At 71.7% G+C, this 9,440-nt stretch carries 11 protein-coding genes; all 11 read right to left on the reverse strand.

All coding sequences use genetic code 11. The annotated features are described in order from the left end of the window. Window positions 1–606, reverse strand: a complete 606-nt coding sequence (locus QUC20_RS08595) for a Trp biosynthesis-associated membrane protein (protein ID WP_289329595.1) — start codon at window positions 604–606, stop codon at window positions 1–3. After that, on the reverse strand, window positions 603–959 hold the full coding sequence (gene hisI, locus QUC20_RS08600; RefSeq protein ID WP_120262550.1) for a phosphoribosyl-AMP cyclohydrolase: 357 nt from the start codon (window positions 957–959) through the stop codon (window positions 603–605). Before hisI ends, QUC20_RS08595 begins: the two co-directional genes overlap by 4 nt. Beyond that, the gene (hisF, locus tag QUC20_RS08605; RefSeq protein ID WP_289329596.1) at window positions 956–1,720 is read right to left on the reverse strand and encodes an imidazole glycerol phosphate synthase subunit HisF; all 765 of its coding nucleotides are present in this window, start codon (window positions 1,718–1,720) and stop codon (window positions 956–958) included. The genes hisI and hisF overlap by 4 nt, the downstream gene beginning before the upstream one ends. A gap of 1 nt (window position 1,721) precedes the next feature. Continuing rightward, window positions 1,722–2,564 (reverse strand): ATP phosphoribosyltransferase, encoded by an 843-nt coding sequence (gene hisG / locus QUC20_RS08610; protein WP_289329597.1) that lies wholly within the window; start codon window positions 2,562–2,564, stop codon window positions 1,722–1,724. Window positions 2,565–2,604: 40 nt separating this feature from the next. Beyond that, window positions 2,605–2,868: a phosphoribosyl-ATP diphosphatase gene (locus tag QUC20_RS08615; protein WP_289329598.1), complete on the reverse strand. Its 264-nt coding sequence runs from the start codon at window positions 2,866–2,868 to the stop codon at window positions 2,605–2,607. Window positions 2,869–2,920: 52 nt separating this feature from the next. Then, on the reverse strand, window positions 2,921–3,538 hold the full coding sequence (rpe, locus tag QUC20_RS08620; protein WP_289331497.1) for a ribulose-phosphate 3-epimerase: 618 nt from the start codon (window positions 3,536–3,538) through the stop codon (window positions 2,921–2,923). Window positions 3,539–3,615: 77 nt separating this feature from the next. Then, on the reverse strand, window positions 3,616–4,968 hold the full coding sequence (locus tag QUC20_RS08625; protein ID WP_289329599.1) for an RsmB/NOP family class I SAM-dependent RNA methyltransferase: 1,353 nt from the start codon (window positions 4,966–4,968) through the stop codon (window positions 3,616–3,618). Continuing rightward, window positions 4,965–5,882 carry a methionyl-tRNA formyltransferase gene (gene fmt / locus QUC20_RS08630; protein ID WP_120262544.1) on the reverse strand — a complete coding sequence of 306 codons (918 nt, stop codon included), beginning with the start codon at window positions 5,880–5,882 and terminating at the stop codon, window positions 4,965–4,967. Before fmt ends, QUC20_RS08625 begins: the two co-directional genes overlap by 4 nt. An 8-nt stretch (window positions 5,883–5,890) precedes the next feature. Beyond that, window positions 5,891–7,855 carry a primosomal protein N' family DNA-binding protein gene (locus QUC20_RS08635; protein ID WP_289329600.1) on the reverse strand — a complete coding sequence of 655 codons (1,965 nt, stop codon included), beginning with the start codon at window positions 7,853–7,855 and terminating at the stop codon, window positions 5,891–5,893. Next, window positions 7,852–9,045: a methionine adenosyltransferase gene (metK, locus tag QUC20_RS08640; protein WP_289329601.1), complete on the reverse strand. Its 1,194-nt coding sequence runs from the start codon at window positions 9,043–9,045 to the stop codon at window positions 7,852–7,854. The genes QUC20_RS08635 and metK overlap by 4 nt, the downstream gene beginning before the upstream one ends. A 110-nt stretch (window positions 9,046–9,155) precedes the next feature. Further along, window positions 9,156–9,410 (reverse strand): DNA-directed RNA polymerase subunit omega, encoded by a 255-nt coding sequence (gene rpoZ, locus QUC20_RS08645; RefSeq protein WP_023950606.1) that lies wholly within the window; start codon window positions 9,408–9,410, stop codon window positions 9,156–9,158. Window positions 9,411–9,440: the final 30 nt, after the last annotated feature.

Here is a 9,440-nt window from a genome sequence, read left to right on the forward strand (position 1 = left end):
TCAAGCGGTCGGATCGGACCCGCGGCTGAGGTCGTCCCACGAATCGATCGGATCGTGGGAATCGTGCGGACGCGAACCACCGGGGCGGCGGACCTCGGCGGCCGCATCGGTGCGGTAACGGCGCGCGGTGCTGCGCCACGAGCGAGCCGTCACGAGGGTCAGCACCCCGCCCGCGCACACCGCGGCGGCGCCGACCGCCGTGATCCACGGCCACGCGGTGACCGTTATCGTCGAGACCAGCGTGCCCACCGCTTCGACGCCCGCGAGTCCGGTCGCGTCGGCGACGACGCCGACCACGGCCTCGGGCGGCGCCGTCAGGGCGATACGGAGCGATTCGGCGAGGAGCGCGGCGCCGATCAGCACCCCGACGACGCCGAAGACGTAGCGCAGCACCGTGCCCACGATCGAGAGCGCGAGCCCGAGGGCGAGCGCTGCCAGGCCCAGTGGAGTGACCAGCGGGAGCGCCTCGGTGCCCGGCACCGGGAGGACCGCTTGAGCGCCGTCACGCAACGTCGCCTCCAGCCACGGCTGCGTCGCTCCGATGACCGCGAGGCCGCCGCCGACAACAGCGGCGAGAACCGCGAACGTCCGGGAGCGCCGAGTCATGAGACCGCCACGACGGGGTCGAGGTCGTCCGTGTCGAAGCATGTGCGCGTGCCGGTGTGGCAGGCCGCGCCCACCTGCTCGACCAGCAGGAGGACGGCGTCACCGTCGCAATCGAGCCGTGCCCCGCGGACGAGCTGGATGTGGCCGGACGTGTCGCCCTTGCGCCAGTACTCCCGGCGCGAGCGCGACCAGTACGTCACACGGCCGCTGGTGAGCGTGCGGCGCAGCGCCTCCGCATCCATCCAGGCCAGCATGAGCACCTCGCGCGTGTCGTGCTGCTGGACGATCGCAGCGACGAGGCCGTTCGCGTCGAACGACACGCGCTCGATGCGGCTTTCGATACTCTCGGTCATGGCCGCACCTCGATCCCCTGCGCCGTGAGAGCGTCCTTCACGTCGCCGATCGTGAGCTGGCCCGAATGGAACACGGATGCGGCGAGCACGGCATCCGCGCCCGCCTCGATCGCGGGGGCGAAGTGCTCGGTCGCGCCGGCGCCGCCCGAGGCGATGACAGGCACGGACGAGGCCTCACGCATCAGCTCGATGAGCTCGAGATCGAATCCGTCCTTCGTGCCGTCGGCATCGATCGAGTTCACGAGCAGCTCGCCCGCGCCACGTTCGATCGCTTCGCGCGCCCAGGCGAGCGCGTCGATCGATGTCGCCGTGCGCCCGCCGTGCGTCGTCACGACGAAGCCCGATGCGGTGCCCGGTGCGCGCTTCACATCGAGGGAGAGCACGAGCACCTGAGCCCCGAAACGGTCGGCGATCTCGCCGATGAGCTCGGGGCGCGCGATCGCCGCCGAATTGACGCCGACCTTGTCGGCCCCCACCGACAGCAGGCGCGCGACGTCGTCGACCGATCGAACGCCGCCGCCGACGGTGAGGGGGATGAAGACCTGCTCTGCGGTGCGACGCACGACGTCGTAGGTCGTGGCCCGACCGTCGACGGTCGCGGTGACGTCGAGGAACGTCAGCTCGTCGGCGCCCTGCTCGAAGTACAGCCGGGCGAGCTCGACCGGATCGCCCATGTCTCGCAGGTTCTCGAAGTTCACACCCTTGACCACGCGTCCCGCAGCGACGTCGAGGCACGGGATGACGCGGCGTGCCAGCGTCATGTCAGAGCCTCGCGTTGTGGATCGCGGTGACGAGGATCGCACGCGCACCGATGGCGTAGAGGTCATCCATCGTCGTGTTCACGCTCGCGCGCGGCACCATCACCCGGACGGCCACCCACTCGGGGTCGCGCAACGGCGAGATCGTGGGCGACTCGATGCCGCCCGCGACGGCGACGGCCTCGTCGACCAGGGCGGCCGGGAGGTCGTAGTCCACCATCACGTAGCGTCGCGCCACCAGGACGCCACGCAGACGCCGCAGCAGGCGCTCCGTGCCGTCGGCGTCGTGCGGACCGGCGATGAGGACCGCCTCGGACCGCAGGATCTCGGGCCCGAAGACCTCGAGCCCCGCCTGGCGGAGGGTCGTGCCCGTCTCCACCACATCGGCGACGGCGTCGGCGACGCCCAGACGGACCGCGGACTCCACCGCGCCGTCGAGGGGCACGAGATCGACGGCGATGCCGCGCTCGTCGAGGAACGCGTCGACGAGCCCGGGGTACGAGGTGGCGATGCGCTTACCCGCGAGCTCGGTGACGTCGGAGAACGTGCCGGTGGGCGCGGCGAAGCGGAAGGTCGAGCCGGCGAAGCCGAGCCGCTCGATCTCGCGCGCGCCGGGCATGCGGGCGTCCAGCAGGAGGTCGCGACCGGTGATGCCGACGTCGAGCGCGCCCGAGCCGACATAGGTGGCGATGTCCTTGGGACGCAGGTAGAAGAACTCGACCTCGTTGACGGGGTCGATGACGTGCAGGTCTTTCGAGTCGCGACGACCGGTGTAGCCGGCTTCGGCCAGCATTTCGGCGGCGGTCTCGGCGAGCGATCCCTTGTTGGGAACGGCGATGCGCAGCATGGGGGTCTTTCTGTCTCGGAGCGGGAGGGCGGGGCGTCGCTCAGAGATGTCGGTAGACGTCTTCGGGGCTCAGACCTTTGCTGATCATGAGCACCTGCAGGTGATACAGCAGCTGCGAGATCTCCTCGGCAGTCTCGACGTCGGACTGATACTCCGCCGCCATCCAGACCTCAGCGGCCTCCTCGACGATCTTCTTGCCGATGGCGTGCACACCGCGGTCGAGCTGCGCGACCGTGCCCGAACCCTCGGGCCGGATCTCGGCGATAGAGGTGAGCTCTGCGAACAGGGCGTCGAACGTCTTCACCTAGCCAGGGTACCGGCCCGTGACGGCGACTCCGACCGCGGCGACGGATGGATCAGTGTCGATGCGCGCGCTGCGCCCGGTCGCGCAGGCTCGCGATGGCGGCATCCGGATCGGCCGCGCCGAACACCGCGGATCCGGCCACGAACGTGTCTGCCCCGGCCTCGGCGGCCTGCGCGATCGTCGACTCCGAGATGCCGCCGTCGACCTGCAGCCAGACGGAGGAGCCGCGACGACGCGCCTCGTCGGCGAGACGGCGGAGCTTGGGCATCTGGTCGGCCATGAAGCTCTGGCCACCGAAACCCGGCTCGACGGTCATGACGAGGACCTGATCGAACTCGTCGAGGACCTCGAAGAGCCCCTCGACGGGCGTGGCGGGCTTGACGGCGACACCGGCGCGCGACCCGATCGCCCGCAGGCGTCGCGCCAGGGCGACGGGGTCGGTCGCCGCCTCGAGGTGGAAGGTCACACTCGCGGCCCCCAGCTCGGCATAGCCGGGCGCCCAGCGGTCGACGTCGGAGATCATCAGGTGCACGTCGAGGGGAACGGGACTCGTCGCCTGGATCCGCTCGACCATCTGCGGGCCGAAGGTCAGATTCGGAACGAAGTGGTTGTCCATGACATCCACGTGCACGAAGTCCGCCGAGCGGATGCGGCCGAGCTCCGCCTCCATGTTCACGAAGTCGGCGGCCAGGATACTGGGGTTGATGCGCAGGGCGTCGGCGTCGCTCACGCCCCCATTATCGCCGGTCACGGCTTCTGCAGGAGTGTGATCGACATCGCATCGGTCCCGTGGCGATGCGGCCACAGCTGCGCGCGCCCCGACCCGTCCTGCGGCTCGGGCAGGTCGATGTCGCGGCGGCTGACCGACCGGAGGACCTCCCGGGCGTCGAGCTCGCGGAGGTCCGAGTGAGACGCGCGCACGTCGGCGACGACGACCGAGGTCTCGGCGAGGTGAGGCGAGCACGTCACATAGGCGACGATCCCGCCCGGGGCGAGTGAGGCGACGGCCGCGCCGAGCAGTTCGCGCTGCAGAGCGCTGAGGTCGGGCACATCGGACGGGCTCTTGCGCCAGCGGGCCTCGGGACGGCGGCGAAGCGCGCCGAGCCCCGTGCAGGGCGCGTCGACGAGGATGCGGTCATACCGACCCCGTCCCGCTCGTTCGCGGCCGTCGTCCTCCGACACCGGAACCTCGAGCGGCACCCCGGCGACGGAGGAGCGCACGAGCCGTGCGCGCGCCGGTGAGATCTCGTTGGCCTCGAGGGCGGCCCCGCCCGCGAGCGCCTCCGCAGCCAGGACGGCCGTCTTGCCGCCCGGCGCTGCGCACAGGTCCAACCAGCGCTCACCCGCGCGGACGGGACGCGCACGTGTCAATGCCAGCGCGGCGAGCTGCGATCCCTCGTCCTGGACACGGATGCGGCCCTCCGCGCCACGCACCAGCGGCTCGGGGTCGCCGCCGTCGAGTCGGAATCCGAGCGGTGAGTAGGGGGTCCGAGCGCGATCGGCGGGGATGTCGGCCAGGCCCGGGAGCGCGGTCATCGTGACGCTCGGCGAGACGTTGTCGGCCGCCAGCAGGTCTTCGAGCTCGTCCGCGCGCCCCTCTGCCGCGAGCGCCCGACGGAACGCCCGGATGACCCATACGGGATGGGAGTAGCGCAGGCCGAGCCGCTCGTCATCCGAGCGCGCGCCGGCATCGACCCGCTGCAGCCAATCCCCCGGGTTGTCCCGGGCGATGCGCCGGAGCACCGCGTTGGCGAAGCCGGCGGCGTTGGACGCGCCCGCGCGCCGCACGAGCTCGACGCTCTCGTTCACCGCCGCGTGCGAGGCCACCCGCGTCGACAGGAGCTGGTGGACACCGAGGCGCAGCGCGTCGCGCACCGGTGGATCGATCGTGTCGATCGCGCGTCCCGACGCCTGTTCGATGATCGCGTCGTACGTACCCTGACGGCGCAGCGTGCCGTATGTCAGTTCGGTGGCCAGTCCCGCATCCGCTGGTGTGAGACCCGCACGGCGGAGTTCCTGCGGAAGCAGCAGATTGGCGTACGCATCCGAGTCGGCGACCGCTCGGAGGACGTCGAAGGCGAGGCGGCGTGCCGGATTCACGAGCCCGCCTCGATGCTCTCGGCGCGCTGCCCCCGCCACCAGTCCGGCGCCGGCATCGCGCCGCGACCGGCGGGCTGCACGGTGAGGAGCGCGACTGTGCCGTCGGCGGTTCCCACGAGGACCTCCTTGCCGACGAGACGGATCTCGCGGGGAGCGAGGGCTGCCTCCGTCCCCCGGCGGGCCGCGAGCACCTTAAGCCGCTGCCCGGCCACCGTGGTGTGCGCGCCGGGCTCGGGGGTCGTCCCCCGGAAGCGGTCGAGCACGGTCTCAGCGGGGAGCTCGAAGTCGAGGACTCCGTCTGCGAGGGTCAGCTTGGGCGCGAACGTCGGCTCACCTGTCTGCGGCAGGGCTCGGGCCGTGCCGTCGGCGATCCCGTCGACGACGTCCGACAGGGTGTCCGCGCCAAGGCCGGCGAGCTCCGAGAGCAGGTCGCCGGCGGTCGCGCCGCGGCCGACCGCGTGGCGGCTCTGCGCGAAGACGTCACCCGCGTCGAGCTCGGGAACGAGCTGGAACACGCTCACCCCGCTCACCCGATCACCCGCGATGAGCGCGTGCTGCACCGGTGCGGCGCCCCGCCAGTCGGGCAGCAACGAGAAGTGGAGGTTGATCCAGCCATGCCGCGGCGTGGACAGCAGCGGCTCGCGCACCAGTCCCCCGTAGGCGACGATCACGCCGAGGTCGGCTCCCCACGAGGTGATCGTCTGCGTCGCGTCGGAATCGAGGCGGTCGGTCTTCAGGACCGGGAGCCCCAGCTCGGCGGCGAGGGCCGCCACCGGCGATGGCGTGAGCACCCGCTTGCGGCCGAGCGGCGCGTCGCGCCGCGTGACGACCCCGACGATCTCGTGCGGCGAAGCGGCGAGTCGCCGGAGCGATGGCAGGGCGGGTTCCGGTGTGCCGGCGAAGACGATGCGCATGGCGCTCCTCACAGATCGAGATCGGGCACGTCGAGACGTACTCTGAGTGTATTGCGCGGTCCTGGCGGCGCCCCGCGCCGTCGCCGTCCGCGCAGCGCTGCCGCGACGACCGACGCCCGGAGGGACTCGGCCACCGGGCGCCCGAGCGCATACTCGAAACGCACGAGCGCACGGACGGCGTCGTCGCGGGGTACGGGACCGAGGATCGATGTGTCGGTCAAGGCGGGAACGTCCGCGCGGAGCTGCATGATCGCCTCCGAAACCGCGGCTGGCGTTCCCTCGACGGCCGCCACGCGGACCGTCGGCGGCATCTGGAGCGGCGCGCGCTCCGCGAGCTCCGCCCGGGCGTAGGCCGGCTGCGTCCAGGTGGCGAGTGCGCGGGCTGCCGGGCCGGCGACACCCACGAGATGCACGGGGGCGCCCGGCGCGGCCAGAGCCGCCGCATCCGACCACCAGCGCAGGCACGCCTCGGCGATCCGGAGCTGCTCGGTCATCAGCATCCGATCACCGTCGAGCAGGATCACACCGCGGTATCCGCCGACTGCGAAGGGTTCGGCGCCGCGTGTCGCGATCACGAGCGCCGGCTTCGCGTCGACGTGGGTGACCTGATGGTCGCCGTCGGACACGATGACGCGGGTGTTCGGGAAAGCGCGACCGAGCTCGTCGGCCGTGCGCTCGCTGCCAGAGGAAGCCATGCGCAGGCGCTGCGACGAGCACGACGCACATGCCCAGGCCGGCGCTGCACGCCCGCACCAGGCGCACTCGGGCACGGCTCCCGGGCGGCGGGCGCGCAGCGGCCCCGCGCAATGCGCACAGCGTGCCGGCGTGCGGCAGTCGGCGCACACGAGGACGGGAGCGTACCCCGGGCGAGCGACCTGGACCAGGACCGGACCGTGCACCAGCGCCTCCCGCGCCGCGGCGAAGGCCGCCGACGGCACCCGCGTTCCCCGCGACTCCCCCTCGCGGGTGGCCGAGAGCACCACCCGCGGACTCTCGCGGCGCCGCGCCGGGATGTCGCGCACCCAGCCGAGAGCGACGAGCCGCTCGACGTCGGTCGTTCGCGTCAGCCCCGCGAAGACCAGGGCGCACGCCTGCAGCTCCTGACGCACCAGCGCGGCGTCGCGCGCGTGCACCCCTGGGCTCAGCGGCTCCGCGAGCAGCGGATCGCCGTCGTCCCACAGGAGGACCGCACCGACATCGTGCGCCGGCGCGTACACGCTCGATCGGTTGCCCACCACGATGCAGGGCACCGGGGCCAACAGGCGCAGGTATCCGGCATAGCGTTCCGGTCCCGAACGCCGCGCGTCGTCGCGGATGACGGCCGCATCGTCCACCCGGCGGGCGAGGACGGCCAGCACGTGGGCCTCGTCGCGGTGATCGGGGACCACGACGATCGCGCTCCTCCCCCGTGCGAGCGTGAGGACCGCCAGCGCAGCGAGCAGCTCCGCCCATGCGGGCACGTCGTCCGCCGGACGCGGCGGCGCGTCGACGGCCACACGCTCGCCGTCGGCGACCGCGCCCTCGAGCTCGGGGTAGGCGGCGGCGGTCTCCCTCGCCCACGCGAGGGCGTCGTCGCGCACGACGGGGGTCTCGGGGGCGCCCGATGCCGCCCACGCCTTCTCCGCCCGCACCATGCGCTTCGGAATGACCAGCCGCAGGACATCGCTCGCCGATCCCGCCGCCCGGTCGGCGACCCGACGCGCATGCGCGTAGAGCCGTTCCGGGAGCACCTCGACGGGCGACACGACGTCTTCGAGCTCGGACAGGGGGCGATCGCCGTCGGTCTCGTCACCGAGTTCCACGAGGTAGCCCTCGACGGTGCGCCCGACCGTGCGGAGCGGCACTTTCACCCGCACACCGGGCAGCGCAGCCTCGCGGAGGGTGTCGGGGACGAGGTAGTCGAACAGACGGTCGAGCTGGGGCAGAGGCGAGTCGATGAGAACCCGAGCGACCCGCCGCGGCGCGTCGCTCACAGCCCCGCGGCGGCGCGCAACTCCTCGACGCGATCGGTGCGCTCCCAGGTGAACTCGGGCAGCTCACGGCCGAAGTGGCCGTAGGCGGCGGTCTGGGCGTAGATCGGCCGGAGGAGATCGAGACGGTCGATGATCGCCTGCGGCCGGAGGTCGAAGACGTCGCGGATCGCCGCGGAGATAACGTCGTCTGCGACGTGTCCCGTGCCGAATGACTCGACGTAGAGCCCGACGGGGGCGGCGCGCCCGATGGCATACGCCACCTGCACCTCGAGCCGGTCGGCGAGTCCTGCCGCGACCGCGTTCTTCGCCACCCAGCGCATCGCGTAGGCCGCTGAGCGGTCGACCTTGGACGGGTCCTTGCCGCTGAACGCTCCGCCGCCGTGTCGAGCGGCACCTCCGTAGGTGTCGATGATGATCTTGCGACCCGTCAGCCCCGCGTCGCCCTTCGGACCGCCGACCACGAAGGGACCGGCCGGGTTGATGACGTACTCGACGTCGGAGATGTCGAGGCCGGTCTCGGCGAGGACGGGCTCGATGACTTCGGCTTGGACGGCCGCCCGCAGTGCGGGCAAGGAGATGTCGGGCTGATGCTGGGTGGAGAGCACCACGGTCTCGACCGTGCGCGGCACAGCGCCGTCGTAGCCGAGCGTCACCTGCGTCTTGCCGTCGGGCCGGAGGAACGGCAGCGCGCCGGTGCGACGAGCCGACGTCAGGCGTTCGGCGATGCGGTGCGCCGTCCAGATCGCCATCGGCATGAGCTGGGGCGTCTCGTTGGTCGCGTAGCCGAACATGATGCCCTGATCGCCCGCGCCGAGGGCGTCGGTCGGATCGATCGAGCCCTGCTCCCGGTGCTCGAGGGCGTTGTCGACCCCCGCGGCGATGTCGGACGACTGCTCGCCGATCGACACGGTCACACCGCACGAGTCGCCGTCGAAGCCCGTCTCGCTCGAGGTGTAGCCGATGCGGTTCACCACTCCGCGCACGATGCCGGGGATGTCGGCGTAGCCGTCGGTGCGCACCTCACCCGCGACGTGGACGAGCCCCGTCGTCACGAGAGTCTCGACCGCGACGCGCGAGGCGGGGTCGACGGTCAGCAGCGCGTCGAGGATGCTGTCGGAGATCTGGTCGCAGATCTTGTCGGGGTGCCCCTCGGTGACGGACTCGGACGTGAACAGGCGCAGCTGGCTCATCGGGGCTCCCTGAGAGACGGAACGGGGCGGGATCGGGACGAAGACGATTCTGCCCGCGGCAGCCGACATCCGGCTGCCGCGGGCAGAAATGTGACGGGTCTACCGCCGGGTCAGTCGAGCGAACGCAGGCGGAGCTTGTCTTCGTGGATCTCGTGCATCGCGATGGTCAGCGGCTTGTCCTCGACGGACGAGTCGACGAGCGGTCCGACGTTGTCGAACAGGTTGCCCTCGTGCAGGTCGGAGTAGTAGTCGTTGATCTGACGCGCGCGCTTGGACGCGTAGATGACCAGCTGGTACTTCGAGTCGACCTTGTCGAGCAGGGCGTCGATGGGCGGGTCGATGATGCCTTCGTTGCTTCCGGCCATGGCGGATCCTTCCGGGATCGATGTCGGTGG

The sequence above is a fragment of the Microbacterium arborescens genome (assembly GCF_030369635.1).
Lineage (GTDB): Bacteria > Actinomycetota > Actinomycetes > Actinomycetales > Microbacteriaceae > Microbacterium.

Excerpts from the sequence above, each read along its gene's own strand:
- rpe (WP_289331497.1), bottom strand. The coding sequence starts at position 3,538 with ATGGAGGCGGAGCTCGGCCGCATCCGCTCGGCGGACTTCGTGCACGTG.
- QUC20_RS08595 (WP_289329595.1), bottom strand. The coding sequence starts at position 606 with ATGACTCGGCGCTCCCGGACGTTCGCGGTTCTCGCCGCTGTTGTCGGC.
- hisG (WP_289329597.1), bottom strand. The coding sequence starts at position 2,564 with ATGCTGCGCATCGCCGTTCCCAACAAGGGATCGCTCGCCGAGACCGCC.
- metK (WP_289329601.1), bottom strand. The coding sequence starts at position 9,045 with ATGAGCCAGCTGCGCCTGTTCACGTCCGAGTCCGTCACCGAGGGGCAC.
- hisI (WP_120262550.1), bottom strand. The coding sequence starts at position 959 with ATGACCGAGAGTATCGAAAGCCGCATCGAGCGCGTGTCGTTCGACGCG.
- rpoZ (WP_023950606.1), bottom strand. The coding sequence starts at position 9,410 with ATGGCCGGAAGCAACGAAGGCATCATCGACCCGCCCATCGACGCCCTG.
- fmt (WP_120262544.1), bottom strand. The coding sequence starts at position 5,882 with ATGCGCATCGTCTTCGCCGGCACACCGGAACCCGCCCTGCCATCGCTC.
- hisF (WP_289329596.1), bottom strand. The coding sequence starts at position 1,720 with ATGACGCTGGCACGCCGCGTCATCCCGTGCCTCGACGTCGCTGCGGGA.